At 63.7% G+C, this 25,902-nt stretch carries 24 protein-coding genes; 9 read left to right on the forward strand and 15 right to left on the reverse strand.

The features are described from left to right. Positions 1-49 precede the first annotated feature (49 nt). On the forward strand, positions 50-982 hold the full coding sequence (locus GGR61_RS14670) for a hypothetical protein (protein WP_184622268.1): 933 nt from the start codon (positions 50-52) through the stop codon (positions 980-982). 78 nt (positions 983-1,060) lie between these two features. Here GGR61_RS14670 and GGR61_RS14675 read toward each other — a convergent pair whose 3' ends face one another. The 3 genes from GGR61_RS14675 to GGR61_RS14685 all read right to left on the reverse strand — a co-directional run bounded on the left by GGR61_RS14675 (position 1,061) and on the right by GGR61_RS14685 (position 3,148). Continuing rightward, positions 1,061-2,047 carry a D-2-hydroxyacid dehydrogenase family protein gene (locus GGR61_RS14675; RefSeq protein ID WP_184622270.1) on the reverse strand — a complete coding sequence of 329 codons (987 nt, stop codon included), beginning with the start codon at positions 2,045-2,047 and terminating at the stop codon, positions 1,061-1,063. Then, on the reverse strand, positions 2,047-2,367 hold the full coding sequence (locus GGR61_RS14680; protein WP_184408304.1) for a DUF1820 family protein: 321 nt from the start codon (positions 2,365-2,367) through the stop codon (positions 2,047-2,049). The genes GGR61_RS14675 and GGR61_RS14680 overlap by 1 nt, the downstream gene beginning before the upstream one ends. A gap of 88 nt (positions 2,368-2,455) precedes the next feature. Then, positions 2,456-3,148, reverse strand: coding sequence for a rhomboid family intramembrane serine protease (locus GGR61_RS14685; RefSeq protein ID WP_184408303.1), 693 nt, complete (start codon positions 3,146-3,148; stop codon positions 2,456-2,458). A gap of 216 nt (positions 3,149-3,364) precedes the next feature. On the opposite strand from GGR61_RS14685, the gene GGR61_RS14690 reads away from it, so the two are divergent. Next, complete coding sequence (locus GGR61_RS14690; RefSeq protein ID WP_184622272.1) at positions 3,365-4,705, forward strand: outer membrane protein transport protein; 1,341 nt, start codon at positions 3,365-3,367, stop codon at positions 4,703-4,705. 332 nt (positions 4,706-5,037) lie between these two features. Next, the gene (locus GGR61_RS14695; protein ID WP_184622274.1) at positions 5,038-5,754 is read left to right on the forward strand and encodes a 2OG-Fe(II) oxygenase; all 717 of its coding nucleotides are present in this window, start codon (positions 5,038-5,040) and stop codon (positions 5,752-5,754) included. A 125-nt stretch (positions 5,755-5,879) separates the two neighbouring features. Here GGR61_RS14695 and GGR61_RS14700 read toward each other — a convergent pair whose 3' ends face one another. Then, positions 5,880-6,974: a PA0069 family radical SAM protein gene (locus GGR61_RS14700; protein ID WP_184408300.1), complete on the reverse strand. Its 1,095-nt coding sequence runs from the start codon at positions 6,972-6,974 to the stop codon at positions 5,880-5,882. Between the two features lie 136 nt (positions 6,975-7,110). On the opposite strand from GGR61_RS14700, the gene cls reads away from it, so the two are divergent. From cls to GGR61_RS14715, 3 genes are all read left to right on the forward strand, one after another. After that, positions 7,111-8,571, forward strand: coding sequence for a cardiolipin synthase (gene cls / locus GGR61_RS14705; protein WP_184622277.1), 1,461 nt, complete (start codon positions 7,111-7,113; stop codon positions 8,569-8,571). Positions 8,572-8,647: 76 nt separating this feature from the next. Next, positions 8,648-8,914, forward strand: coding sequence for a hypothetical protein (locus GGR61_RS14710; protein WP_184622279.1), 267 nt, complete (start codon positions 8,648-8,650; stop codon positions 8,912-8,914). A 10-nt stretch (positions 8,915-8,924) separates the two neighbouring features. Next, positions 8,925-9,707, forward strand: a complete 783-nt coding sequence (locus tag GGR61_RS14715; protein ID WP_184622346.1) for a pyridoxine 5'-phosphate synthase — start codon at positions 8,925-8,927, stop codon at positions 9,705-9,707. A gap of 298 nt (positions 9,708-10,005) precedes the next feature. On the opposite strand, the gene GGR61_RS14720 is transcribed toward GGR61_RS14715, so the two are convergent. The 11 genes from GGR61_RS14720 to dnaA all read right to left on the reverse strand — a co-directional run bounded on the left by GGR61_RS14720 (position 10,006) and on the right by dnaA (position 23,269). Continuing rightward, positions 10,006-10,416 carry a biopolymer transporter ExbD gene (locus tag GGR61_RS14720; protein WP_011035269.1) on the reverse strand — a complete coding sequence of 137 codons (411 nt, stop codon included), beginning with the start codon at positions 10,414-10,416 and terminating at the stop codon, positions 10,006-10,008. A 3-nt stretch (positions 10,417-10,419) separates the two neighbouring features. Beyond that, positions 10,420-10,842 (reverse strand): biopolymer transporter ExbD, encoded by a 423-nt coding sequence (locus tag GGR61_RS14725; RefSeq protein ID WP_011035268.1) that lies wholly within the window; start codon positions 10,840-10,842, stop codon positions 10,420-10,422. Positions 10,843-10,900: 58 nt separating this feature from the next. Beyond that, positions 10,901-11,662 carry a TonB-system energizer ExbB gene (gene exbB / locus GGR61_RS14730; protein ID WP_184408296.1) on the reverse strand — a complete coding sequence of 254 codons (762 nt, stop codon included), beginning with the start codon at positions 11,660-11,662 and terminating at the stop codon, positions 10,901-10,903. Between the two features lie 85 nt (positions 11,663-11,747). Beyond that, positions 11,748-12,305 (reverse strand): energy transducer TonB, encoded by a 558-nt coding sequence (locus tag GGR61_RS14735; RefSeq protein WP_184408332.1) that lies wholly within the window; start codon positions 12,303-12,305, stop codon positions 11,748-11,750. Positions 12,306-12,572: 267 nt separating this feature from the next. Then, a complete protein-coding gene (locus tag GGR61_RS14740; protein WP_184408295.1) occupies positions 12,573-13,769 on the reverse strand; it encodes a tetratricopeptide repeat protein in 1,197 nt (398 codons plus the stop codon). A gap of 285 nt (positions 13,770-14,054) precedes the next feature. Continuing rightward, positions 14,055-14,861 (reverse strand): M48 family metallopeptidase, encoded by an 807-nt coding sequence (locus tag GGR61_RS14745; protein WP_184622281.1) that lies wholly within the window; start codon positions 14,859-14,861, stop codon positions 14,055-14,057. Between the two features lie 61 nt (positions 14,862-14,922). Continuing rightward, the gene (locus tag GGR61_RS14750) at positions 14,923-15,759 is read right to left on the reverse strand and encodes a CPBP family intramembrane glutamic endopeptidase (RefSeq protein ID WP_184408293.1); all 837 of its coding nucleotides are present in this window, start codon (positions 15,757-15,759) and stop codon (positions 14,923-14,925) included. 69 nt (positions 15,760-15,828) lie between these two features. After that, positions 15,829-18,273: a DNA topoisomerase (ATP-hydrolyzing) subunit B gene (gene gyrB, locus GGR61_RS14755; protein ID WP_184408292.1), complete on the reverse strand. Its 2,445-nt coding sequence runs from the start codon at positions 18,271-18,273 to the stop codon at positions 15,829-15,831. A gap of 114 nt (positions 18,274-18,387) precedes the next feature. Continuing rightward, positions 18,388-19,494, reverse strand: a complete 1,107-nt coding sequence (recF, locus tag GGR61_RS14760; protein WP_184622283.1) for a DNA replication/repair protein RecF — start codon at positions 19,492-19,494, stop codon at positions 18,388-18,390. A gap of 1,068 nt (positions 19,495-20,562) precedes the next feature. Continuing rightward, the gene (gene dnaN / locus GGR61_RS14765; protein ID WP_055852563.1) at positions 20,563-21,663 is read right to left on the reverse strand and encodes a DNA polymerase III subunit beta; all 1,101 of its coding nucleotides are present in this window, start codon (positions 21,661-21,663) and stop codon (positions 20,563-20,565) included. Positions 21,664-21,940: 277 nt separating this feature from the next. Further along, complete coding sequence (dnaA, locus tag GGR61_RS14770; RefSeq protein WP_184622285.1) at positions 21,941-23,269, reverse strand: chromosomal replication initiator protein DnaA; 1,329 nt, start codon at positions 23,267-23,269, stop codon at positions 21,941-21,943. A 242-nt stretch (positions 23,270-23,511) separates the two neighbouring features. On the opposite strand from dnaA, the gene rpmH reads away from it, so the two are divergent. The 3 genes from rpmH to yidC are packed head-to-tail and all read left to right on the forward strand — an operon-like array spanning position 23,512 to position 25,874. Next, positions 23,512-23,652: a 50S ribosomal protein L34 gene (gene rpmH, locus GGR61_RS14775; protein ID WP_002805908.1), complete on the forward strand. Its 141-nt coding sequence runs from the start codon at positions 23,512-23,514 to the stop codon at positions 23,650-23,652. Positions 23,653-23,690: 38 nt separating this feature from the next. Next, positions 23,691-24,137: a ribonuclease P protein component gene (gene rnpA / locus GGR61_RS14780; protein WP_104650389.1), complete on the forward strand. Its 447-nt coding sequence runs from the start codon at positions 23,691-23,693 to the stop codon at positions 24,135-24,137. 15 nt (positions 24,138-24,152) lie between these two features. After that, complete coding sequence (gene yidC, locus GGR61_RS14785) at positions 24,153-25,874, forward strand: membrane protein insertase YidC (protein ID WP_184622287.1); 1,722 nt, start codon at positions 24,153-24,155, stop codon at positions 25,872-25,874. Positions 25,875-25,902: the final 28 nt, after the last annotated feature.

Raw genomic sequence — 25,902 nt, forward strand, 5'->3', positions numbered from 1 at the left:
TGGCGGTGGCGCACTTGGCAGTGAATGCGTTTGCGACCAGGCAGGCTCTTTGCAGATCATGCCCGTTCGGTTGAACCGGTTTGAAACTGCAGTGCTGCGGTCGCGTCGCCGTCCACAAGCAACGCTGGCGCGGCGATCGCCAAGGCGGCTGGCATTGCCGTTGACTGATTTCAAAAGTGGTCAGATCGAGGATGTTAGCTTGCTTATGGAGAATCTCGGAGCCCACCTAAACAGCTTTGCATCGCGCTGCTTCAGAGATGTCGCAGACCGCGACTACATTAGCGCGCGCATGTGCTACAGAGCAGGCCTGATCTCGCAGTTCCATTGGTCGTCCCTTCAGGCCTTCGAGAAGTACTTCAAAGCCATTCTTCTCTACAACCGTATCAAGGCTAAGAACGTCAGGCACGATCTAGCATGCGCACAGAAGCAGGCCGAGAAGGCCCCCTTCAAGATCAAGCTAAGCGATTCGTCCTTACAGCTTCTGGCACACCTAGACAATTACGGCCGTTTCCGCTACCTGGAAACGTCCTACTTCATTCACGGGCCAAAACTAGTAGAGCTGGATAAGGCCGTTTGGGAACTCCGTCGTTACTGCCGAGTCATGGACTATCTTTTGCCTATCCCCGACAAGGCTTCGCTACCCATGCTTGACTTGGAAATTCAGCGCAATGAGACGGCGGAGAAACGTTCTCCTCAAGAGTTCTACATAGTGGGCGGGGCGCTGGAGACCATCATCAAGAAGCAGACACATCCAGCGAGAGCGCCTTTGATTTGGCAAAATGGCTTCTATGGCAAGTCGCGTCGCCAGCGCGTTACTGTGCCAACTCATCACTATGCTGAGAACTCGCCGCTGTTCTTGTACCCAGAGATCCTGGACCATGTGCTTGAGTACATATACATCCCCAATGACGTTGTTGCCGCATACCGCGAGCAGCAAGCTAAAAATTCATTCAAGCCGAACCCGCTTCGCGGGTCGGCTTAATTCAGGCATTCGACCTACCCAGTGGCGAGGTGTGCAAGCGCAGCGCCATGAACCGCATGGTCTGCAACTGCAGTGGCGTTACCGCGCGATCGCCAAGGCTTCGGGATTGACCAGGTTGCGCGGCGAGCCCGCAGCAAACGCCAGCACATTGTCGAACGCTGCATCGAAGTACAGCGCGTAACTGTCGCGTTCCACATAGCCCAGATGCGGCGTGGCCAACACGCGCGGATGCTGCAGCAACGGGTCGCGCGCATCCAGTACCGGTTCGCGTTCGAACACATCCACTGCGGCCTGTGCAGGGCGCCCGGCGTCGAGCGCGGCCAACAATGCGCCAGGCGCAATCAACTCGGCGCGGCTGGTGTTGACCAACAACGCATCCGGGCGCATGCGCGCCAGATCCTGTGCGCTCACCTGGTGGCGGGTCTGTGCGGTCAGGCGTCGATGCAGCGACAGCACATCGCTACGCTCGAACAGCGCGTCACGGCTGGCAGCGATCTCGAAGCCATCGCGTGCAGCCTGCGCACAGGAGGCTTCGCCGCCCCACACCAGCACCTGCATGCCGAATGCCCGGCCAAAGTGGGCCACGCGTTGGCCGATCCGTCCGTAACTCCAGATGCCCAGCGTGCGCCCATGCAGTACGCGTCCCAGTCCAGGATCGCCAAGCGCCTGCCAACGGCCCTGCTGCAGGGCACGCTGATAATCGCTCAAGCGGCGGCTGGCCGACAGGATCAAGGCCCAGGTGAGCTCGGCCGGCGCTACCGGCGAACCGACGCCCTCGGCCACCGCCACTCCGAATTCGGTGCACGCGGCCACATCCAGATGCGCACCCACGCGCCCGGTCTGGCTGATCAGTTTCAGCCGCGGCAAGCGCCGCAACAGCGTCGCGTCCACGCGGGTGCGTTCGCGGATCAGCACCAGCGCGTCGGCTTCGACCAGGCGCTCGGCCCATTCGTTGGGATCGGTGGCCAGCGCGCCCAGCACCTGCACCTCATGCCCGTGCAGCCGCTGCAGGCAGGGCAGCTGCCGCACCGCGCCCTGGTAATCGTCGGGCACCAGGATGCGCATCAGCGCGGCTTGCCCGGCAGCGGGAACGGCGTGACCACCTTGTCGCCGGTGGCGGCATCGCGGATCACCGACTGGCCTTTCTTTTCCACTTCTTCGATCCGCACGATGCTTTGCATCGGCAGGTGCAGCGTCTTGGTGTTGCCGAACTCTTCGCGCAGGCGTTCTTCGGTGGGATCGACCACCAACCCGTCGTGCACGTCGAACACCAGCTCGCCGATCTGGTTGAAGCCCCACAGATGGCTGCCGGTGACCTGCCGCGCGTAAAGCTCGTACACCTTGCCGTGATTGAGGAAGGTGACTTTGTACAAGGGCTTGGACATGGCGCAAGTATAGGCGCGCCAGCGCAGCCGAGGTCGTGCAGCCCCTGCGCCGCGCAGCACGGCCGTTCGCATCGACTCGATCGCCGCGCTAGAACCCGTGGCGCTTGCGCAGCCGTCGCGCGATCGCCGCACGCACATACAGCCCATAGACGATGCCGAACACGAAACCGGCGATATGCGCCGACCATGCCACCATGCCGAACGCCGGGCCGATATAGGCGAACACCACCTGCAGCAGCGCCCAGGCGCCGATCAGCAGCGGCGCCGGCACCCGGATGAATTCCAGAAACACCCCAAGCGGCAGCACCACGCCCAGCTTGGCGCCCGGAAACAGCGCCAGATAGGTGCCGATCAACGCCGACACCGCGCCCGAGGCGCCGATGATCACCCGGTCCGGGGTGCCGATGGCGAAGATCGCCGCCAGATTGGAGGCCGCACCGCCGACCAGGAACAGCAGCAGCAAGCGCCACGGCCCCAGAATGCGCTCGGCCGGCAGCCCGAAGATCAGCAGGAACACCAGATTGCCGAGCAGATGCGACCAGTCGGCATGCAGGAACAGCGCAGTGAACAAGCGCAGCACGCTACCGTCGCGCAGCGTCGCCCACCAGTCGGCCAGGTTGGACACGCCGCTGGACAGCGCGCCCCAGTCCAGCCACAGCGTATTGCGCGCTTCGCCCGGCCGGCTGATCGACCACAGATAGGCCAGCCACACCGTGGCAAACAGCAGCGGCACCGCCCAGCGCGGCGCGGATTTCTTGCGGGAGGGGATCGAAACGAACATCGGAGTGGCACTCTAGCGGGTTCACGCTCCTGAACCCATCCCTAACCTGTCTGAGCGATCAAAATGCACTTTGTTATTGTTCGGTTAATCGTCATGGGTATACTACGTACGGCGTCGTATGTCGGGGGGGGGTCTCCGGCGCGCTCCAGCAGCCACTTGGCGCTGGGCGCGGGCGCTGTACCGACCACTGCAGTCCTTATCCGGAGAGCACCACTTATGTCTACCGCTTCTACTCTTAGCCGCGCCACCCTGTTGGCCGTTGGTATCGCCGGTGTGCTGGCCGTTGGCCAGGCCCACGGCGCCGCGTTCCAGTTGAAGGAAAACAGCGCCAAGGGTCTTGGCCGCGCCTTCGCAGGTTCGGGCAGTGCCCCCGACGATGCCTCGATCATCGCCAACAACCCGGCAGGCATGCGCCAGCTCGACGGCCGCCTGTTCCAGGCCGACGTCAGCGCCATCAGCTTCTCGGCCAAGTTCCAGGGCGACCGCGCCAGCTATGCCAACGGTGCGCCGATCTCCGGCGGCAATGGCGGCGACGCCGGCATGATCGCGCCGGTCCCGGCGATGTACTTCCACGTGCCGTTCGGCGAGAACGACAACATGCACCTGGGTACTTCGCTGACCGTGCCGTTCGGCTTCAAGACCGAATACGACCGCGACTGGGTCGGCCGCTACCACGGCACCAAGACCGAGCTGCAGGCGATCGACTTCAATGTCGCGTTCTCCTATGACGTGAATCCGTATGTGTCCTTCGGTGCCTCGGTGTTCGCCGAGCGTCTGGATATCGACCTGGCCAACGCCGTGGACTTCGGCAGCATCCTGGCTGCGCGTCGCGCGCCGGGCTTCGCACCGGGCAGCGCCGATGGTTACTCGCGCATCAAGGGCGACAGCACCGAAGTGGGCTTCACCCTCGGCGGCTTGTTCAGCATCGACGAAAACACCCACATCGGCTTCAGCTACCGCTCGGAAGTCGAGCACAAGATCACTGATGGCGACGCCGACTTCACCGTGCCGGGCGGCGCTTCCGCCGTGCTGGCGCAGGCTGCTCCGGGCACCTTCATCGACACCAAGGGTCGCGCCACGGTCAAGCTGCCGGCCAGTGCCACCGCCAGCTTCACCCACAACGTGAACGAGCAGTGGTCGATCATGGCCGACGTCACCCGCACCGCCTGGAGCAAGTTCGACCAGGTGACGGTGGACTTCGCCTCCAACCAGCCCGACAGCGTGCTGGACTTCTCCTACCGCGACACCACCTTCGCCTCGATCGGTGCCGATTACCGCATGAGCGAGACCGTGACCCTGCGCGGCGGTCTGGCCTACGACCAGACTCCGACCACCGCCGAGCACCGTGACGTGCGCGTACCGGATGCGAGCCGCAAGTGGGTGTCGGTAGGTATGAGCTGGCGTCCGTCGGACAAGGCCGAGTACAACTTCGGCTATACGCACCTGTTCACCAGCGACCCGACCACCAACCGCACCACCGCCACCGGCAACACGCTGGTCGGTGACTACCAGGTGCGCGGCGACGTGCTGGCTGCCTCGATCAACTACAAGTTCTGATCGACGCTCGGCCACACGTGTGATGAAAAACCCCGCTTCGGCGGGGTTTTTCTTTGCGATCGTGCGGACGCTGTGCGCGTGCACCGATGCTGCAGGCGCGCAGCATCGTCATCGACAAGACCAGCGCAACGCGGCGTTGCCTTGCGTGGCAAGGACACTGCGGCGGAAGATCCGGACGGCGCGGCGCCGGTTGCACTGGCCCGGTCTTGCGCGCGAAACCCGCCAGGTCCAGCAGCGCGCATCGAAGCAACCCCGGCGCGACATGGCGCAGCGTATCGATCCACGTGTGTACACTAACGGCACCGATCATGCAGGCTGCGGCCGAGGTTGCTATGGTCATGCGCATGGACCAACCCGACTTCATCCAGATCACCGACCACGCGGTATCGCGCGAGGATTGCGCGGCGATCGTGCAACGCATGCGCGCCAGTCAGCAGCTGCAACCGGGGCGCGTCGGTAGCGGCGTGTTTCCCGACCTCAAACACAGCCGCGACCTGCGCATCAGCGGCGTGGCCGAGTGGGCGTCAGCGGAAAACCGCATCCAGCACGCTGTTTTCGAGGGCGTGCTCACCTATCTGCGGCGCTATCCGCAGGCGTTGATCTCGCCATTGATGTTGCAGGTCACCACCGCCGACGGCAGCCCGCACCGGCTGGTTGCCGAAGACATCGTGCAGATGAGCGACCAGGCGCTGGGCGATCTGGCACGCACCTGCCTGCGTCCGGGCGCGATCAATCTGCAGTGGTACACCGCCGACCAGGGCGGGTATCCGTATTGGCATTGCGAACTGTATCCACGCGATGCCAGCGCCGACACCTTGCACCGGCACCTGCTGTGGACGCTGTACCTCAACGAGGAATTCGAACAGGGCGAAACCGAATTCCTGTTCCAGCAGCGCAAGGCACGCCCCCGCACCGGCAGCCTGCTGATCGCGCCCACCGCCTTCACCCACACCCACCGCGGCAACCGCCCGGTCGGCGGCGACAAGTTCATTGCCACCAGCTGGATCCTGTTTCAGTCGGCGCAGGCGTTATATGGCGGGGATTCGTGATTGGGGATTGGGGATTCGCAAGAGCGGGGCACTGCAGTGCTGCTGCTGTTGCGAATCACTGATCCCGACTGCCGAATCACGACGGCTCTTACGAATCCCCAATCCCCAATCACGAATCCCCGTCCTTAAAACAACTGCCCCTGCGGCGATGCCGGCACCGGTTTGACCGGTGGAGCGGGGCGGCGGAACTTGGCCGTGTCCAACCGCGGCATCTGGCGTGCGTCGAAACCGCAGCGGCGGTGGGCCAGCGCGAAACGTCGCGCCAACAGGTCCGCGTACACGCCTTGCCCACGCATGCGCGCGCCGAAGGCGCTGTCGTAATCCTTGCCGCCGCGTAGTTGCTGGATCGTGCTCATCACATGCGCGGCGCGTTGTGGGTGATGGGTCTGCAGCCAGTCGCGGAACAGCGGCGCCACTTCGTGCGGGAGCCGCAGCAACACGTAGCCGGCGCTGTGCGCGCCGGCATCGGACGCGGCCTGCAGAATCGCTTCCAACTCATGGTCGTTGATCCACGGAATCACCGGCGCGGCCATCACCCCGACCGGCACGCCGGCCGCGTGCAGCGTCCGCATCGCGCGCAGGCGGGCATGCGGTGCGGACGCGCGCGGTTCCAGCTTTGCCGACAGCTGCGGGTCCAGCGTGGTCACCGAAAAGTGCACGTTGACCAGGCCCTCGCGTGCCAGCGGCGCGAGCAGGTCCAGGTCGCGCGTCACCAACGCATTCTTGGTGATCAGCGTGAACGGATGGCGCGTTTCCCACAGCACCTCGATCAACCGCCGCGTCAGTGCACGTTTGCGCTCGATCGGCTGGTACGCATCGGTGTTGATGCCCAGTGCGATCGGGCTGGGCACATAGCCCGGGCGCGACAATTCCCGGCGCAGCAGCTCCGGCGCATTGGTCTTGGCGAACAGCTTCGTCTCGAAATCCAACCCGGGCGACAGATTGAGATACGCATGCGAGGGCCGTGCGAAACAGTAGCTGCAGCCATGCTCGCAACCGCGATACGGATTGACCGATTGCGAAAACCCGATGTCCGGCGACTGGTTACGGCTGATGATGCTGCGCGCGGTTTCCTCGGTGACTTGCGTACGCAATGCCGGCGCGACGAACTCTTCGCCGTCGTCGGCGTACCAGCCATCGTCCACTGCCTGTTGGGTGGTGACTTCGAATCGCCCGGGCAGATGGCCGGTCGCACCACGGCCCTTGATCGCGCTTGCCATCGGCGCATCGTACTGTCGGTGAGTCTCAGACGCCGCGACGGCGCGCGCGCTCGGATGGAGCTTTCAGATCGCTACCTCGGCGCCACGTTGCTCGCCCGGTCATCGCAGCGTGGCATGCGGCCCGTAGAATCCGCGCATGCTCGCATTCGTCCAGAGCGCGTGGGACTGGTTGGCCACCATTCCCCACCTCGAAGCGCTCCTCATCGCCGCCTACGTGCTGTATCTGCTGTGGATCTCCAGCTGGATCGTGCTGCAGAAGCGCGAGCCGGTGGCCACGCTCAGCTGGGTGCTGTCGCTGGCCGCGCTGCCGTATCTGGGTCTGCTGATCTACTACTGGCTCGGCCCGCAGAAGGTCAAACGCCAGCGCCTGCGCCGCGGCCGGTCGCGCTCGGGCATGGAGAGCTATAGCAGCGTCTGCCCACCGGACGCCGACTGCACCGAACTTGCCAAGATCGCCCAGTCCACTACCGGCCTTGCACCCAGCAGCGCCACCGAAGTGCACTGGCTGGTGGATGGCGCGGCTACCTACGCCGCCATCATCGAGGCGATCCGCGATGCACGCGACCACATCCATCTGGAGTACTACATCTTCCAGCCGGACCACAGCGGCACTGCGATCTGCGATGCGTTGATGGAGCGCGCGCGCGCCGGGGTCAAAGTGCGCTTGCTGATGGATGCGGTGGGCTCGTCGGCGATGACCCGGCGCGTGCTGCGTATGCTGCGCCAGGCCGGGGTGGAAACCGCCTGGTTCCATCCGTCCCAGCTGCTCAAGCCGTTCAAGCGGCCGTGGCTGAATCTGCGTACCCATCGCAAGGTCGTGGTGATCGACGGCCGGGTCGCCTTTACCGGCGGCATCAACGTCACCGACGACGAGAACGAGCGGGTGCGCGTGGCCGCATATCGCGACCTGCATGTGCGCCTGCAGGGCCACGTGGTGCGCAGCCTGCAGCTGGTGTTCCTGGAAGACTGGCTCTACGCCACCGGGCAGGGCCGCATCGCGTTCCAGGGCCAGCAGTTATGGCCGGAGGACGTGCCAAGCCGGGCGCAAGGCGATGTCGATGCGCAGGTGCTGGTCTCCGGCCCGGATTCGTCGTGGGAGTCGATCCATCGCCTGATGGTGGCGGCCATCCACGAGGCCAAGCACCGCGTCTGGCTGGTGACCCCGTACTTCGTGCCGGGCGAGGCGGCGCGCATGGCGCTGACCTCGGCCGCGCTCGGCGGGCTGGACGTGCGGCTGCTGGTGCCACGGGTCAGTGATTCGCGCCTGGTCACCTACGCCGCGCGCTCTTACTTCGACGAGCTGCTCGAAGCGGGGGTGCGTATCTATGAATACGGCCCGCGCATGCTGCATACCAAGGCGCTGCTGGCCGACGACGACGTCAGCATCGTCGGCAGTGCCAATTTCGACAGCCGCAGTTTCCGCTTGAACTTTGAGCTGTCGATGCTGTTCCGCGACCAGGCGGTGGCGGCAGAACTGGCCGGGATGATAGAGACCGATCTGCAGCAGGCGCAGGAAGTACGTTTCGTGCAGCACCGGCCGTTGTGGCGCTCGCGCCTGCCCGAGGCCTGCGCGCGGCTGCTATCGCCGCTGCTCTGACCCATGCCGCGCAGCTCACGTGGAACCGCGTCGGGCACGGCGCTACACTGCCGCCATTGATCGGGGGGAGCGCGTCATGCATTGGCTGTTTCTGCTTATGGCACTGGGTGCGCTGGTGCTGGCTTTCAGCACGCCGCACGTGTGGTTGCTGGTGGTTTCGCTGCTGGTCGCATTGCTGCTGCTGTTGCTGTGGACACGCGGCTGGTTCGCCTCGCGCATGGACGGCACCCAGCGCGCCACCAGCAGCATGATCGACCCGGCCGAACTCCGTCGCCTGCGCGAGATTGCCGAAGCCCGCAAAGCGGCGCTTGCAGCACAACGCGATGGCGAACCACAGGCGTGAGAACACCGTCGTGACCACCCGGCTCAGCGTCAATGTCAACAAGATCGCGGTACTGCGCAACTCGCGCGGCGGCCTCGATCCGGATGTGGTGCACGCCGCGCGGACCTGTATTGAAGCCGGTGCGCACGGCGTCACCGTGCATCCGCGCCCGGACCAACGGCATATCCGCGCAGACGACGTGCTGGCGCTGAGCGCACTGACACGCGAGCACGGAGTCGAATTCAATATCGAAGGCAACCCGTTTGCGCCACCGCGCGAGGGTTATCCGGGTTTATTCGCATTGTGTCGCGCCACCGGCCCGGAGCAGGTCACCCTGGTACCCGACGGCGATGGACAGCTGACCTCCGACCACGGTTTCGATTTTACACAGGGCACCGCTCAACTCGCCGCGCTGATTGCCTCGTTCAAGGCAAGTGGTGCTCGCGTCAGTTTGTTTGTCGATGCCGGCAATCCCGATCTTGCGCAAGCGGCAGCACTAGGTGCGGACCGCATTGAGTTGTACACAGGCCCGTATGCGCAGGCGCATCTGAGCGGTCAGCCGGATGCTGCTTTGAAGCTATTTTCCGAAGCCTCGCAACGCGCAGGCGCTGCAGGGCTGGGCATCAATGCCGGGCACGATCTGTCGCAGGCGAACCTGGGTGACTTTCTGGCCGCTGTCCCGGGCGTGCTCGAAGTATCCATCGGCCATGCATTGATTGGCGAGGCCCTGTATCACGGTCTGGATGCAACGGTGCGCGCGTATCTGGACGTTCTGCAGCGTGCCGATAAACGCCTGAGATACTCGCCCGAGTAAATCGACAGGGTAGGGCAGATACCGCCCACTGGTTTCAGGTCGGATTTTCTCTGCAGAGCACGAGTTAATCGCCTACTTACCATCGTAACTGCAACATATTTGGGACGTTATTTACTGCAGTCAGCCGATGCGCTCCTGCGTGCACGCTATCGATGAAGAGCACCAGCCGACCCGAAGGCGCCAGACGCACGATTCGAACAGGCAAACACCCTCCACTTCGATCGGCATAAAAAAACGCCACCGTTTCCGGTGGCGTTGCAGTCGCGTCATGACTGGTGTGTTGCGGTGTTGCGATGTCTTACTGCATGAAGCCGATTTTCTTCATCTGCGAGTTTTTCGCAGCAGCCAAGACCTTGGCCATCACTTCGTACTCCGCATCTTCATTGGCATCGATGCGCAGTTCCGGCTGGTTGGTCGGATCGGCCTGCACCACTTCTTCCATCTTCTGCTGCAACTGCGCGACCGGGGTCGGGCTGTTGTTCCAGAACACCTGGTTGCTGGCGTCGATCCGCAACTCGATCGGCGGCGGCGGCTCGGTCGTCTGCGGTGGCGGGTTGAGCACCCGCTGCGGCAGATCCACGGCGATCGGGTAGGTCATGATCGGCGCGGTCACGATGAAGATGATCAGCAGCACCAACATCACGTCCACCAGGGGCGTGACGTTGATGTCGGCCATCGGGCCACGGTTTCCACCGGTACTGAATGCCATGGCTTACTGCCCCTTCTCTTTGGTTGCAACGAAGCCGACGTCCAACATGCCCTGACCCTGCGCGATCTTGGTGATCTCGTTGATCGTACGCATCTTGGTGGTGCGGTCGCCGCGCAAGTTGAGCGGCGGTTGCGGGGTCTGCTGTGCTGCGGTGGACAGGCGCGACTCCAGGGCTTCCTTGGAAATCGGCTCGTCGTTCCAGTACAGCGACCCGTCTTCCTTGACGGCCAGGGTGATCGGTGCGGCACGTTTCTCCGCATCTTCCTTCTGGATCAGGTTGGCCTCTGGCAGCTCCACCTTGACCTTGTGGGACATCAGCGGTGCCGTAATGATGAAGATGATCAGCAGCACCAGCATGACGTCCACGAGGGGCGTCACATTGATGTCGGCCATCGGGCCACCGCTGTTTCCACTACTGAAGGCCATAACGGGCTCCGTCTAAATCGTTGCGAAGGCGTTCTTTACTAACGGATCTGCGCCGCGATTAGCGGACGCGCGAACCGGTGGCGAAGAAGTCGTGCAGGTCGTGGGCGAAGGTGTCGAACTTGGCGATCACCGAGCTGTTGACCTTGGAGAAGAAGTTGAACGCGAACACGGCCGGGATGGCGACGAACAGACCGATCGCGGTCATGATCAGCGCTTCACCCACCGGGCCGGCAACGGCGTCGATGGAGGCCGAGCCGGTGGCACCGATCTTGATCAGCGCGCCGTAGATGCCCCACACGGTACCGAGCAGACCGACGAACGGTGCGGTCGCACCGACGGTGGCGAGCAAGGTCATGCCGGACTGCAGACGGGTGCTTTCGCGGGTCACGGCCTGACGCAGGGCGCGATCGACGAATTCCGAACGGCTCAGGGTTTCACCCAGGCCGCCAGTGGTGCCCTCGGCACGCTGGTGGTGGGCAGCAGCCTGGGCAGCGTCCAGTGCGATCTTGGAGAACGGCTCGGAAGCCGGCTGCTCTTCCATGGCGCGGATGGCGTCCTGCGCATTCGGGGCATCCCAGAACGCGGTGGTGACGCGGTCAGCCGCGCTCTTCAGACGGGTGGCGCGGAAAATGTTGATGACAGTCCAGTACCAGGAGGCAGCGGACATGGCGATCAGGGTGATCAGCACGACCCAGGACACGGCGAAGTCGCCGGGCTGAGAGGTCATTTCGGTGATCAGATGCTCGAAGCCCATCTGCGACAGAGCGGCCGACGGATTGGAGCCCCCTGCAGCGGCGGCGATAAAGAATTCCTGCAGCATGACGCTTACCTTTGTTGTGTGTGGTGATGAAGGGTGGAGCGAAAGGAAGACAGGATCCTGGGCCGACCGTAGCCGGCCCGTGGGATCAGTTCAGAGCAAAGTTGACCGGGACGCGGACGCGTCCGGCGGCTTTCTGCCCGTTGACAGTGGAGGCATTGAACTTCCACTTGCGTGCTGCGTCCATCGCGGCACGGTCAAGGTCGCGGTTGCGGCTGGACTTTTCGACCGACACGTTGGTCACGTTGCCGTTGGCATCCACATCCACGATCAGGATGACCTCACCTTGGACACCGGCACGGAATGCAGCCGGCGGGTACTTCGGCGGGTTCATGTTCTTGGACGAGATATCGACACTGGCGCCGATATCGCTCGGCGGAGTCGGAGGACTCGGCGGGCTAGGCGGCGTGACGATATCGCTCGGACGCGGTTCGGGAACATCGACGACCGGCGCTTCCGGCGGCGGCGGAACCGGTGACGGCTTCGGCGGCGACAGATTCTTGACCGGCGGCGGCGGCTTGTCTTCCGGCGGCGGCGGCGGCGGCGGCGGCGGGGGAGGAGGCGGTGCATCCACCAGGGTGACCATGGTGGTGCGCTCCTTCTCTGCCGGAGCCTTCGGCGCCACTGCAGGGATCAGCAACATCATCAGTGCAGTGAGGTGCAAGGCAATTACAAAAGCAATGCCGATAATGCGGGCCCAGCTCAGACCCTGGTTCCCGGCATCATAGTCATGCCTGTGGATAACGAGTTGTTCCGTCATGCGCCAATGGCTCTTTCAGTGGGGGCCCCGGATCACGGTGATGATCCCCAGGTTTTCGGACGGCTTTGACACCGCAGGAACTCCCAAGCTTATACCAATCCCGAGTCCTGTAACCACTAAAAACACAGGGATTTCGGGGGTTTATTTTCTTTTTTACTTCAGGTTGATGATCTTCTTGGCGTCTTCGGGTTTTTTAACACCCTTGGCGATCGCCTGCTGCGCGGCCTGCTTGGCCTCTGGGATGCGACCTTCCGAATGCAGCACCTTGGCCAGATTCAGATAGGTCTCGCCGTCCTTGGAAAGCGGTGCGGCCTTCTGCCAGTTTTCGATCGCCTTCGGCACATCCTCGCTGTAGTAATAGGACTGCGCCAATGCGAGGTATGTCTGATAATCAGGCTTGAGGATGCCTTTTTGCATACCTTCATTGATGACTGCGATGACGTCCTTTTCCTTGTTCTCGGTGTTGGCGTAGATGGAATACAGCTGTTTGTATTCCTTTTCTTCGGTCAACTGCCCGGCAGCGCGCAGTTTGTCCATCACTGCGGCGGCCTTGTCCATCTGGTCGGCCTGCATGTACATGCTGGCGAGATTGAGCTGGGCCTTCTTGTCGTTCGGCGTCTTGGCGGCGAGCGCCTCGGCGGCGGCAACGGCTTCACCGGTCTGGCCGGCTTCGGCATAGGCGGCCATCAGCAGCTGGTTCCAGGTGTCCTTCGGCTCCGGCGAGGCAGCAATGGCCTGCTTCAACACCGGGATCGCTTCCTTGTAGCGCTCGGCCTGATACAGCGCCTGGCCCTTGAGGATCAGATCTTCCGGGCGCTGCGACTTGCTCTCGGCCAGATACTTGTCGAGCGTGGCCAGGCCTTCGGCCTGCTGGTCGTCCTGCAACTGCAACTGCGCCAGCATCAGCATCGACTGGAACTGGCCGTTGTTGTCCAGCGCGTTCAGGCCGATTGCCTGCTGCAGATAGGTCTTGGCAGCGGCGGTGTCGTCCATGTTGTACGCCGCCTGGGCGGCCAGCTGGCCCGCCAGCGCCTTGTCGGCTTCGTTGGCGGCGCTGTTGGCCAGGATCTCGTCGGCCTGTGCCCGCACCGCCGGGAAATCCTCGCCCTTGTTGAAGGTTTCAATCAGCTTCTGCAGCTTGCTGCTCAGCTTGGACGAGGGCTTGACGGTCGGCGCGGTACGCGTGGCCTGCGGGTACAGCTCTTCCGCCTTGCCGCTGCTCTTGGACTTGCGGCTGGCGCGCTCGGACGAACGATCCGACTGTGCGACCGCATCGGCGACGACAGCCCCACCCAACGACGCGGCGATGAACAGGGACAACAGGGCTTGCTTGCGGTTGAGCAGTTTCATGTTTCACCTCGGACGAGCCGCCGTCGGGCGGTACGAAAAGCGGAATGGACGCTGTACGAAAAATCTGAGCCGGCAAACTTAGCAGAAAGTCTCAGTTCCCGAAAACGGTTTCCATGCTGTATTGCGACAATCGGTACGTGAATTCACGGTCTTAGCATGACTGACACATGTTGCGAGCGATCGTCAACTGTGTGAAATCGCGCTCTCGAAACCCTGCGTACATGAGCGTATGGGCGTAGGCGCCCAGGCTGGCCCGACCACCACGACGAACCTGTGTTAGGTGTACTAGCCGCATTTTGGCGTCCGGCCGGCCTGGCGCGCCTGTTCATACACTGGCTCAAGCTGATTGACGTCGGCCTGCAATTCGCGGATGCGGTTGGCAGGGTCCGGGTGCGTGGACAGCCATTGCGGTTGGCGGTTGCCGCTGGCCGCCATCATGTTCTGCCATAGCGTCACCGCCTGCGCGGGATCAAATCCGGCTTGTGCCATGAGGCGCTGACCCACCACGTCGGCCTCGCTCTCCTGGGTGCGCGAGCCCGGGAGCAGGAACACTGTCTGCGCGGTCATACCACCGACCTGGTTCACTGCGCTGGCCGCGCCGTCGCCGTAGGCCGCACCGGCCAGTGCGCCGATCACACCCAGCCCGGCCTGTGCGCCCAGCTGGCGGGTGATGCGTTCTTCGTGGTGGCGCGAGATGACATGCCCGATCTCGTGCCCGAGCACGGCGGCCAGCTGATCCTGGGTCTTGGCAACGGTGAAGATGCCGGTGTTGACGCCGACCTTGCCGCCGGGCAGGGCGAAGGCATTGGCTTCGTCATCCACGAACAATGCGGTTTCCCAGCGGGTTTCGCGCCATTGCGGCGGCAACTGCGCGACCAGGGTATTGACCACGCATTGCACGTAGGCGTTCTGCTTACCGTCGGTGCTGACTTTTTCCTTGGCCTTGGTCTGCGCGAACGACTGCGCGCCGAGCTGGTCGAGCTGCTCTTGCGACACGCCTCCCACCACCTGTCGGCGGCCGGTGGGCGAGGTGGTGGTGGCACACGCCGTCAGTGCAAGGACGGTAACAACGAACAAGAGCCTGACTTTCATGCGATCCCCCTAAAACTGTGGGGGCATTTTGGCAGGCTCGGCTTAACATTTCGTCAAACGGTCAGCCGATGCCAAAAAAGTACAGCGCTGCCAAGGCGGTGGCGTTGTTGATGCCATGTGCCGCGATGGGCGCCCACAAGGTTCCGGTGCGCCAATACAGCCACGCAAAGGCTGCGCCCATGCTGCCGTAGATCAGCCATAGCTGCGCGATGGCAGCCGGGCCGTTGCCGCTGACGCCGGGCACCTCATGCACCAGGGCGAAGATCGCGCTGCTCAGCCCGATGCCGAGCCAAGGGCGTCCAGCTGCGAGCAGACGGCCGAACAACACGCGCCGGAACAGCAATTCCTCGTACGCCGGGGCGATCACCACGGCAAACAGGACCAGCGCCAGCGGCCACTGTTTGATCGCTTCTTCCATCAGCGGCAGGTTGGTCGGCACCGGCTTGATGCCCAGCGCGGATGCGGCGACGCTGACCAGACTGCTGAGCGCAAAGACACCCACTGCGATCAGCCCGGTCCAGCCCCAGGTGGCCACTCGGCGTGTGGCGGCACGCGAGGCGAGCTGTTCGGCCGCAGTGGCGCGGCGACGCCAGTAGTACAGCACCACCGCCGGCGTGGCGGTGCTGACAAGCGCGGTAACCAGCTGTGTCAAGACACCGGGAGGGCCGATCATGGCCATGATCTCGGTGGACGAGAGCGTTATGCCCTGTGCCTTGGCTGCCATTGCCGCGCTGATGCCGCGGGAGGCGCCCCAGAGCGCGAAGCAGGCCACGCTCAGCGTCAGGAGCATGCCGGTGGCGATCAGCACATCGATGCCAAAGCCGAGCAAGGGGGGAAGCAGCGGGGATTTGCCGGCCTCCGGCAACGGGGCCGGACGCGGTAACGGGTCTGCGCTCATCATCATCCTGAAAAGCCGCAGCCGCCAATCCACCGCTTGCGCGACGCGTTGGCGGCGACAGACAGTGGCTCAGATATCCAGGTTGGATACCTTCAGCGCATTGTCCTCGATGAAGTCTCGACGTGGTTCGACCACATCGCCCATCAAGGTGCTGAAGATCTGATCGGCGGCCACGGCATCCTCGATACGCACCTGCAACAGACGACGCGTGTCCGGGTTGACCGTGGTTTCCCACAATTGCTCGGCGTTCATTTCGCCCAGGCCCTTGAAGCGCTGGACCTGGCGGCCTCGCTTGGCCTCTTCCAGCAGCCAGGCATGCGCCTGGGCAAAGCTGGTGATCGGGTGGGTCTTGTTGCCGCGCACGATCTGGGCGCCTTCGCGGACCAGGTCGTGCAGGGCCAGCGAGACCTCGCGCAGCGGACGCAACTCGCCGCTTTCGAATGCGCCCATCGGCAGCACCTGGGTGAATTCCTCGCCCATGTGCCTGCGCACCGCCACCAGCGACGCCGAGGCGCTGTCGGTAGCCGGGTCGAAACGCAGCTGGTAGCGCGCCGTGCCCAGGGTGCCACGGTTGAGCACTGCCTGCAGCGCATCCAGGGTGGGGTGCACCTCGCCTTCGGCCTGCAACTTGTCCACATCCAACGGCGGCAGGTCGATCAGCGCGGTAAGCAGCGCCGGGTCGTAGCGGTGCGCATTGCGTGCGATCGCTTCGTTGGCGCTGGTGAACAGCATCAACAGTTTTTCCAGCGCCTCGCCGGTGATCGGCGGCTCGTCGCTGGCCGGAATCAGCGCCGCACCTTCGACCGCATTGCTGGCCAGGTAGGCGTTGAGCGCCGCGTCGTCCTTCAGATACAGCTCGCTCTTGCCCTGCTTGAGCTTGTACAGCGGCGGCAGGCCGATGTAGATGTAGCCGCGCTCGATCAGCTCCGGCATCTGCCGGTAGAAGAACGTCAGCAACAGGGTGCGGATGTGCGAGCCGTCGACGTCGGCATCGGTCATCAGGATGATGCGGTGGTAGCGCAGCTTGTCCGGGTTGTACTCGTCGCGGCCGATGCCGGTGCCGAGCGCGGTGATCAGCGTGCCGACCTGGTCGGACGCCAGCATGCGGTCGAAACGCGCGCGCTCGACGTTGAGGATCTTGCCGCGCAGCGGCAGCACCGCCTGGTTCTTGCGGTTGCGGCCCTGCTTGGCCGAGCCGCCTGCCGAGTCACCCTCGACGATGAACAGCTCCGACAGCGCCGGGTCCTTTTCCTGGCAGTCGGCAAGCTTGCCGGGCAGGCCGGCGATGTCCAGCGCGCCCTTGCGGCGGGTCAGGTCGCGCGCCTTGCGGGCGGCTTCTCGCGCGCGTGCGGCATCGACGATCTTGCCGGTGATGGCCTTGGCTTCGTTCGGATTTTCCTGCAGGAACTCCTGCAGGCGCGCACCGAAGGCGTTTTCCACCGCCGGGCGCACGTCCGAGCTGACCAGCTTTTCCTTGGTCTGCGAGGAGAAGCTGGGGTCGGGCACCTTCACCGACAGCACCGCGATCATGCCTTCGCGCATGTCGTCGCCGGTCAGGGCGACCTTGGCCTGCTTGGCGATGCCGTTCTGCTCGATATAGTTGCTGAGCACACGCGTCAGCGCCGCACGGAAGCCGGCCAAATGCGTGCCGCCATCCTTCTGCGGGATGTTGTTGGTGAAGCAGTACATGGTTTCCTGGTAGGCGTCGGTCCATTGCAGGGCCACGTCCACCACGATGCCGTTGTGCTCGCCGGTCACCGAAATCACGTTGGGGTGCAGCGGCGACTTGAGCTGCGCCAGATGCTCGACGAAGCTGCGGATGCCGCCTTCGTAATGAAAATCGTCGCGGCGGCCTTCGCCGCGCTCGTCGATCAGCGCGATCTTGACCCCGGAATTGAGGAACGACAGCTCGCGCAGGCGGCGCGCCAGGATGTCGTAGTGAAACTCGACGTCGCTGAAGATGGCCACGGCCGGCTTGAACCGCAACGTGGTGCCGCGCTTGGTCGAGGCTTCCAGCTGCTTGAGCGGATATTGCGGCTCGCCCAGCGCGTATTCCTGCTGGTAGTGGAAGCCGTCGCGCCAGATGTCCAGCCACAGGTGCTCAGACAGCGCGTTGACCACCGACACGCCCACGCCATGCAGGCCGCCGGACACTTTGTAGCTGTTGTCGTCGAACTTGCCGCCGGCGTGCAGCACGGTCAGGATCACCTCGGCCGCGGAGACGCCTTCTTCCTTGTGGATATCGACCGGCACGCCACGTCCGTTGTCGGACACGGCGACCGAGCCATCGACCAGGATCTTGACCACGATATCGTCGGCATGGCCGGCCAGGGCTTCGTCGACCGAGTTGTCGACCACCTCGAACACCATGTGGTGCAGGCCGGTGCCGTCATGGACATCGCCGATGTACATGCCGGGGCGCTTGCGGACGGCTTCCAGGCCACGCAGCACGGTGATCTTGCTGGAGTCGTAGGTGCCGTTGGGAGTGGGCGAGGTGTTCTGTTCTTCGGTCATGCGAGTGCCGTTAGCTCCACAACACGGGCACAGACGGCGGGAGCCGCTTCGCACCGTGGGAAAAAGGGGATAGCGGCCGAATTATACCAGTCGGCCCGCCCCGGCCGTGGAAGCTCAGTCTGAGGCTGTCTGCGGGGCGACCTGACCCTGTTCCACGTGGAACCGGTGCAGCATCGCACCTGCGTCGGCGAGTCCGGGAGGAACTTCCGTGGCGGTGATCAGTACCTGGGCGGGCGCGTTGGACAACCGGTGCAGCACGCGCGCCTGATGGTGCCGATCCAGCTCCGAGCCCAGGTCGTCCAATGCGATGACCGGCCACTCGCCGCGCTCATGGGCGAAGTCTTCTGCCTGGGCAAGCAGGCAGGCGAGGGCGGTGAGCTTGGCCTGACCGCGTGATAGTGCATCCTTTCCTGGCAGCGCGTCGAACGCGGGGATCCAGTCGGCACGATGCGGCCCTTGCGAGGTGTAGCCGTTCTGGCGGTCGCGCTCGCGCGCCAGCAGCAAGGCATCGGCAAGCGATACCTCATGCCGCTTCCAACCTGGCGCGAACGTGAGCGCAGATAGCCCAAGCGATGGCGCGATGGCGGTGGCGACGGGAATCAGCCGTTCCTGCAGGCGCTCCAGGTAGCGCAGGCGACGTGAGGTCAGGGTTTCGCCGGATTCGGCGAGTTCCTGGTCCCAGGCATCCAGCATCCGGGGTTGCGCCCCTTGTTTGAGCAAGGCATTGCGTTGTTTGAGTGCGCGGGCATAGCGCCGCCACAGGGCCAGGAAGTCAGGTTCCACGTGGAACAAGCCCCAATCCAGAAAGCGACGGCGTGGCTCTCCGCCACCGCTGATCAGCACATGGCTTCCGGGTTCGAAGGTCACCACCGCCAGCGCAGCGCATAACGACCCAAGCTGCGCGACATCTTCGCCATCCAGGCGCCCAGTCCACTCCTGCCCGCTGTGGCGCAAGCCAGCCTTACGCGTGCGGGCCCCCGCATCTGCGCCGCGCTCGCGCCATTCCACGAACACTTCCAGGTCATTGGCGCCTTGCTGGATCAGGCCATCGCGCACGCGTCCGCGAAAACTACGCCCATAGGCCATCAGATGAAGCGCTTCGAGCACGCTGGTCTTGCCGGCGCCATTGTCCCCAGTCAGCAGGTTCAAGGAGCTGGCTGGTTGAAACTCGACAACCTGGAAGCGACGAAGTCGATGGATGGACAACCGTACTACGTGCATCGCTGGGTCTGCTCCGGACTGTGATCCGGCATCCCGGTCGGTGCGGAGAATACGTGATCGGTCTCGATCCTGCTCAGCACGACACGCCCAGTGCCTGCGGGCAGACAGGGGATAACCTGTGGACAAAACAGAGGCCAAACAGCCGGCGAGTCGTTATCCACAGGTTCCATGGGCGTAAACAGGGCGATAAGCACAGGGTTTCGATGCCATAAAACCCTTTAGAACCAATTGCTTAGTGTACTTTTCTTTGAAATCTGGGCCTACCATCACCACCAAGCTCTTAGATTATTTATAGATTTAAAAGCAAAGCTAGATGTGCATAAGTTCAAAAAGGTCTTGCTGTCTTGTCTCCGGAAAGTGCCGATCTTCCTCGAACGCACTGAGACTGCCTGCGATGTCGTCGTTCACCGTGGATCTGCATTGACCAACCCACTGCGTCTCGCGGGGAAGTCACGCATCGCCATGCTGTCCTCAACCTCGAACATCGTTCCCAGCCAGTCTGGTTCACGCAATCCGCCGTCGCGCAGCCTGCGCACGAGCGCGAGGGCTTCGATGGCGTCGAAAACCACGCCAGCTGGACGCAGGCAGCGACTCACTTCGCACTGCGCTGACGCGCCGAGACCCGCGCAGTGCAGAAACGCTGTTCCACGTGAGCATCTGCTGATAGCAGGCTGAATCGGCGGACTCCGCAGTAGACCCGCGTAGCGTTTCGCGGGTCGTGCCGGATGCACACCTCAACGGTGACGTCCGCTGCCTGACAAGGTCAGGAAAAATGCCCCGATGCTGCCTTGCCGCCGCGATGGCAGGGCGATGCCGCTGCTCGGGTTCCCGATCCGGGCGACCATTTGCAGTGGTGTTGGGCCACCGTCGCAGATGGATGAGCCGCACGCGGAACCATTGACTTGTACAGCACGCGCCCGCGAACCCTCGCGATCAGCTGGACGATGCTCAAGAAGGCTCGATCCGATGCCGGCCAACCAACGCTGTGCAGTGCTGTCGACGCCACCGTAGACCATAAAAAAGCCCGGCGTATGCCGGGCTTTTCCGTGTTCCACGTGGAACGCGACGTCAGAGACGCAGTGGCATCACCACGTGACGCGACTTCTCGCTGCTCGCTTCACGCACCAGCGCGGACGAGTTTGCATCGCGCAGCTGGATCACCACATGCTCGTCGCGCAGTGCAGACAGCGCGTCCAGCAGGTAATTGACGTTGAAGCCAATCGCCAGGTCATCCACCTTTGTGTCGGCCTCGATCTCTTCCTGCGCTTCTTCCTGTTCGGGATTGTGCGCGCTGATCTTCAACTGACCCGGCGAGACTTCCACACGCACGCCACGGTACTTTTCATTCGACAGGATCGCCGCACGCTGCAGCGAAGCACGCAGCGCTTCACGATCGACCTTGACCTCGCGGTCGGCACCAATCGGAATCACTGCCTCGTAATCCGGGAAGCGGCCATCGATCAACTTCGAGGTAAAGGTCACATCGCCACGCTTGACGCGGATGTGGCTGCGCCCGACTTCCAGCTCCACTTCACGGTCAGCGGCTTCCAGCAGACGCAGCAACTCGGTCACGCCCTTGCGCGGCACGATGATCTGGCGTTTGGCACCACCGGACTTCTCCAGCTCCGTCTCGCACAGCGCCAAGCGATGGCCATCGGTGGCCACGCAACGCAGCAAGCCGTCGCGCAAGTCGAACAACAAGCCGTTGAGGTAATACCGCACGTCCTGCTGCGCCATCGCAAACGCCGTGCGCTCGATCAACTCCTTCAACGCCGCTTCCGGCACCGCGACACGCTCGGTGGCCTCGACTTCGTCTACCGACGGGAAATCGTTGGCAGGCAGCGTCGCCAGGGTGAAGCGGCTACGACCCGCCTGCACGGTGACCTTGTCGCCGGTCTGCGAGATGGTGACGCGGCTGCCATCGGGCAGGGCGCGCAGGATGTCGAACAACTTGCGGGCCGGAATCGTGGTTTCGCCGTCCTGCGCGTCTTCCACCATCGTGCGCGAGATCATTTCCACTTCCAGGTCCGTACCGGTCAACGAGACCTGTCCGTCCTTGACCTGCACCAGCAGATTGGCCAGCACAGGCAGGGTTTGACGGCGTTCGACCACGTTGACCACTTGGGCCAACGGTTTGAGGAAGGCTTCGCGCTGCAGTGTAAAACGCATGTGGTTCCGTGCCCCTATGCTTTAAAAGATATGGAATAAATCAAAAGCTTGGTGGTGATGGTAGGGCCGTTTTCAGCGGATAACCACCATAACTATTTGTTTCCAAAGACAATTCAGCGCCTGAAAGTCGTTGGATTAGTGCGCCTGGCCTTGCGGTAAAACCTGTGGATAGTTTTCTGCTCGAACCACCGCGCAACGTTATCCACAGATTCTCCCGCATTTGACCCCAACGTTTCCACGCATTTCTTCCATGCATGCCGTCAGCAGGTCGGCCGACTCACTCGCTGAGCTTGCGAATCAGCTTTTCCCAGTCCTCGCGCAGCTTGCCGTCGGCCTCCATCAGCGTGCGGATCTGCCGGCAGGCATGCAGCACGGTGGTGTGGTCGCGGCCGGCAAACGCGTCGCCAATCTCAGGCAGGCTGTGTTCGGTGAGCTCCTTGGCCAGCGCCATCGCGACCTGGCGCGGGCGCGCCAGCGAGCGGGTCCGCCGCTTGGAGAGCAGATCCTTCATCTGCAGGCCGTAGTAGTCCGCCACGGTCTTCTGGATGTTGGGGATGCCGATTGCCTGCTGCTGGGCGCGCAGCAGGTCGCGCAGCGTCTCCTGGGCGAATTCCACGGTGATCGCGCGGCCGGTGAAGTTGGCGCGCGCCACCAGCGTGTTGAGCGCCCCTTCCAGGTCGCGCACGTTGGAGCGCATCTTCTTGGCGATCAAAAACGCCACATCGTCGGGAATGTCCGCACCGCGCTCGCGCGCCTTGGCCAGTACGATCGCCGCGCGGGTCTCGAAGTCGGGCGGGTCGATCGCCACCGACAGGCCCCAGGCCAGCCGCGACTTCAGCCGCGGCTCCAGGCCTTCGACCTCGCGCGGATAGCGGTCGCAGGTCAGGATGATCTGCTGGCGGCCGTCGAATAGCGCGTTGAAGGTGTGGAAAAACTCTTCCTGGGTGCGGTCCTTGCCGGCAAAGAACTGGATGTCGTCGATCAACAGCGCATCGATTTGCTGGAATTGGCGCTTGAACTGGTCCATCGCCTTGTCCTGCAACGCCCGGATCATCGCGCTGAAGAACTGCTCAGAGCGCAGATACATCACCTTGGCGGCCGGATTGGCCTGACGCAGCGCGTTGCCGGCGGCGAACATCAGGTGGGTCTTGCCCAGGCCGGTGCTGCCGTACAGCAGCAGCGGGTTGTGCGCGCGGTCGCCGGGCTTCTGCGCGGCCTGGATCGCGGCGGCCAGGCCCAACTGGTTGCTACGCCCCTCGACGAAGTTGGCGAAGGTGTAATGCGAATCCAGGTTGCCGGCGAACGGCACGATCGGCGCCGCGACCGCCGCGCTGGGCGAGGCCATCGGTGCCGGCTGCGGCGCCGGCGCGCGCGGACGTGAACCGACCGCCAGCGCCACTTCGCCGTTGCCGACGAAATACGCCACCAATTCGCGGATACGCGGCAGGTAGCGTTCGCGCACCTGGTCGACGATAAAGGCGTTCGGGGCATACAGCACGATGCTGTCGCCGCGATCTTCGGCTTGCAGCGGTTTCAACCAGGTGTGGACGTCTTCGGGCGGAAATTCGGCTTCGAGACGTTCCAGGCAGCGGGGCCAAGCATCCATCAAAGTGTGATCATCTGTTGCTGGCTGCGGCGCGCAGCAAAGCGCCGTGCACGCAGCCCGGAAGTGAAAAGAGGATGGACCAGCCTAGCACCGCAGGCAGGGTTTTCCCAGACTTATTCACAGGTCCATCCACAGGCCGTGCGCCTCGTCACCTCCGGTAAAGCGTCTGGGGAGTTGACCGGGCCTGTTGCGCCCCTATAGAATTGCCGGTTCTATTCGTCTCCATTCATGCAGAGGGCCCCATGGCCACCAAGCGTACTTTCCAACCCAGCAACCTCAAGCGAGCACGCGACCATGGCTTCCGCGCACGTATGGCGACCGCCGACGGCCGCAAGATCCTGGCTCGCCGCCGCGCCAAGGGCCGCAAGCGCCTGAGCGCTTGATTGCCGCGCCGCTCCCTGCGGCCGAGGCAGTCCCTAACGTGAACGCATCGAACCCGTGCAGGCGATTTCCTCGCTCTGCGCGGGTTCGTACGCGTGCGCAATATACGGTCGTTTTCGATACGGCACGTCGTACCTCGGACCCGTTGCTCAGCCTGCACTGGCGGACCGGCGATACGCCGCCGCGCCTGGGCATGGCGGTATCGCGCAAGGTCGATACGCGTGCGGTCGGGCGTAACCGGATCAAACGCGTGTTGCGCGATGCGATGCGGCACCTGTTGCCCGAGCTGGCCGGTGGCGACTACGTCATTGTGGCGCGCTCTGCAGCCGCCAAAGCGACCAATCCACAGATCCGCGATGCCTTCGTGCGTCTGCTGCGCCGCGCTGGCGCATTGCCCCTGCCTGCTGCGCCCGGCACAATGCCGCCCGCCAGGACGATGCACCCATCCTCCCTTTCCCCGACAGAGCCGGAACCCAGTTCCGACTGAGCGAGTTGCTGCCCGATGAACCAGACCCGTGTGTTCCTGATTTTTGCCTGGCTGATGGTCGCGGCGTTGCTGTGGATGGAGTGGGGCAAGGACAAGGCGGCGGCCAACGCGCCGGTTGCGCCGACGACCCAGTCGGTCCCGGCTGCGCGTGACCCCGATGCCGCTGCGGCAGCGGCCAATGTGCCTGCGGCGCAAGCCATCCCGCAGGCCGGCGTGCCCGGCGCGACACCGGCGACCAGCACCACCGCCGCGACACCGGCCGCTGCCGGTGCTGCACCAGTGGTCACGCTGACCTCGGACGTGCTGCGCCTGAAGCTGGATGGCCGCAGCGTGCTCGATGCCGAGTTGCTGCAGTTTCCGCAGACCAAGGACGGCACCGCGCCGGTCAGCCTGCTGACCGAAGATGCGGTGCACCCCTACAACGCCACCAGCGGCTGGGCCAGCGAGCATTCGCCGGTACCGGGCGTGGCCGGCTTCCGTGCCGAACAGCCGGGCACCGCGTTCGAACTGGCCAAGGGGCAGAACACCCTGGTGGTGCCATTCGTGTGGAACGGCCCCAACGGCGTGTCGATCCGCCGCACCTTCACCCTGGAGCGCGGCCGCTACGCGATCTCGATCAAGGATGAAGTGATCAACAAGAGCGGCGCGCCGTGGAACGGTTATGTGTTCCGCAAGCTGAGCCGGGTGCCGACCATCCTCAGTCGCGGCATGACCAACCCGGATTCCTTCAGCTTCAACGGGGCGACCTGGTATAGCCCGCAGGAAGGCTACGAGCGTCGCGCGTTCAAGGACTACATGGACGATGGCGGCCTGAATCGCCAGATCACCGGCGGCTGGGTGGCGCTGTTGCAGCACCACTTCTTCACCGCGTGGATTCCGCAGAAGGACCAGGCCTCGCTGTATGTGCTGAACCAGGACGGCCCGCGCGACGTGGCCGAGCTGCGTGGCCCGGCCTTCACCGTGGCGCCGGGTCAGACCGCCAGCACCGAGGCGCGCCTGTGGGTGGGTCCGAAGCTGGTCAGCCTGATCGCCAAGGAAGACGTGAAGGGCCTGGACCGTGTGGTCGATTACAGCCGCTTCTCGATCATGGCCATCATCGGCCAGGGCCTGTTCTGGGTGCTGAGCCATCTGCACAGCTTCCTGCATAACTGGGGCTGGGCCATCATCGGCCTGGTGGTGCTGCTGCGTCTGGCGCTGTATCCGCTGTCGGCTGCGCAGTACAAGTCCGGTGCCAAGATGCGCCGCTTCCAGCCGCGCCTGGCGCAGCTGAAGGAGCGCTACGGCGACGATCGCGTCAAGTACCAGCAGGCGACGATGGAGCTGTTCAAGAAGGAAAAGATCAACCCGATGGGCGGCTGCCTGCCGCTGCTGATCCAGATGCCGATCTTCTTCGCGCTGTACTGGGTGCTGGTGGAATCGGTGGAATTGCGCCAGGCGCCGTGGCTGGGCTGGATCCAGGATCTGACCGCGCGCGACCCGTACTTCATCCTGCCGGTACTCAACATCTCGATCATGTGGGCCACGCAGAAGCTGACTCCGACCCCGGGCATGGACCCGATGCAGGCCAAGATGATGCAGTTCATGCCGCTGGTGTTCGGCGTGATGATGGCCTTCATGCCGGCCGGCCTGGTGTTGTACTGGGTGGTCAACGGCGGCCTGGGGTTGCTGATCCAGTGGTGGATGATCCGCCAGCACGGCGAGAAGCCGAGCAAGATCATCCAGGCCAACGCCAAGTAAGTTCAAGAAGGCCCGCCGAAAGGCGGGC

Origin of the sequence: Xanthomonas sp. 3058 (genome assembly GCF_014199765.1) — a bacterium.
Classification (GTDB): Bacteria; Pseudomonadota; Gammaproteobacteria; order Xanthomonadales; family Xanthomonadaceae; genus Xanthomonas; species Xanthomonas campestris_B.

Coding starts and splice junctions, on each gene's coding strand:
- GGR61_RS14675 (WP_184622270.1), bottom strand. CDS start 2,047: ATGCGCATCCTGGTGCCCGACGATTACCAGGGCGCGGTGCGGCAGCTG.
- GGR61_RS14680 (WP_184408304.1), bottom strand. CDS start 2,367: ATGTCCAAGCCCTTGTACAAAGTCACCTTCCTCAATCACGGCAAGGTG.
- GGR61_RS14685 (WP_184408303.1), bottom strand. CDS start 3,148: ATGTTCGTTTCGATCCCCTCCCGCAAGAAATCCGCGCCGCGCTGGGCG.
- GGR61_RS14690 (WP_184622272.1), top strand. CDS start 3,365: ATGTCTACCGCTTCTACTCTTAGCCGCGCCACCCTGTTGGCCGTTGGT.
- GGR61_RS14695 (WP_184622274.1), top strand. CDS start 5,038: ATGGTCATGCGCATGGACCAACCCGACTTCATCCAGATCACCGACCAC.
- GGR61_RS14700 (WP_184408300.1), bottom strand. CDS start 6,974: ATGGCAAGCGCGATCAAGGGCCGTGGTGCGACCGGCCATCTGCCCGGG.
- cls (WP_184622277.1), top strand. CDS start 7,111: ATGCTCGCATTCGTCCAGAGCGCGTGGGACTGGTTGGCCACCATTCCC.
- GGR61_RS14710 (WP_184622279.1), top strand. CDS start 8,648: ATGCATTGGCTGTTTCTGCTTATGGCACTGGGTGCGCTGGTGCTGGCT.
- GGR61_RS14720 (WP_011035269.1), bottom strand. CDS start 10,416: ATGGCATTCAGTACCGGTGGAAACCGTGGCCCGATGGCCGACATCAAC.
- GGR61_RS14725 (WP_011035268.1), bottom strand. CDS start 10,842: ATGGCCTTCAGTAGTGGAAACAGCGGTGGCCCGATGGCCGACATCAAT.
- exbB (WP_184408296.1), bottom strand. CDS start 11,662: ATGCTGCAGGAATTCTTTATCGCCGCCGCTGCAGGGGGCTCCAATCCG.
- GGR61_RS14735 (WP_184408332.1), bottom strand. CDS start 12,305: ATGATGTTGCTGATCCCTGCAGTGGCGCCGAAGGCTCCGGCAGAGAAG.
- GGR61_RS14740 (WP_184408295.1), bottom strand. CDS start 13,769: ATGAAACTGCTCAACCGCAAGCAAGCCCTGTTGTCCCTGTTCATCGCC.
- GGR61_RS14745 (WP_184622281.1), bottom strand. CDS start 14,861: ATGAAAGTCAGGCTCTTGTTCGTTGTTACCGTCCTTGCACTGACGGCG.
- GGR61_RS14750 (WP_184408293.1), bottom strand. CDS start 15,759: ATGAGCGCAGACCCGTTACCGCGTCCGGCCCCGTTGCCGGAGGCCGGC.
- gyrB (WP_184408292.1), bottom strand. CDS start 18,273: ATGACCGAAGAACAGAACACCTCGCCCACTCCCAACGGCACCTACGAC.
- recF (WP_184622283.1), bottom strand. CDS start 19,494: ATGCACGTAGTACGGTTGTCCATCCATCGACTTCGTCGCTTCCAGGTT.
- dnaN (WP_055852563.1), bottom strand. CDS start 21,663: ATGCGTTTTACACTGCAGCGCGAAGCCTTCCTCAAACCGTTGGCCCAA.
- dnaA (WP_184622285.1), bottom strand. CDS start 23,269: ATGGATGCTTGGCCCCGCTGCCTGGAACGTCTCGAAGCCGAATTTCCG.
- rpmH (WP_002805908.1), top strand. CDS start 23,512: ATGGCCACCAAGCGTACTTTCCAACCCAGCAACCTCAAGCGAGCACGC.
- yidC (WP_184622287.1), top strand. CDS start 24,153: ATGAACCAGACCCGTGTGTTCCTGATTTTTGCCTGGCTGATGGTCGCG.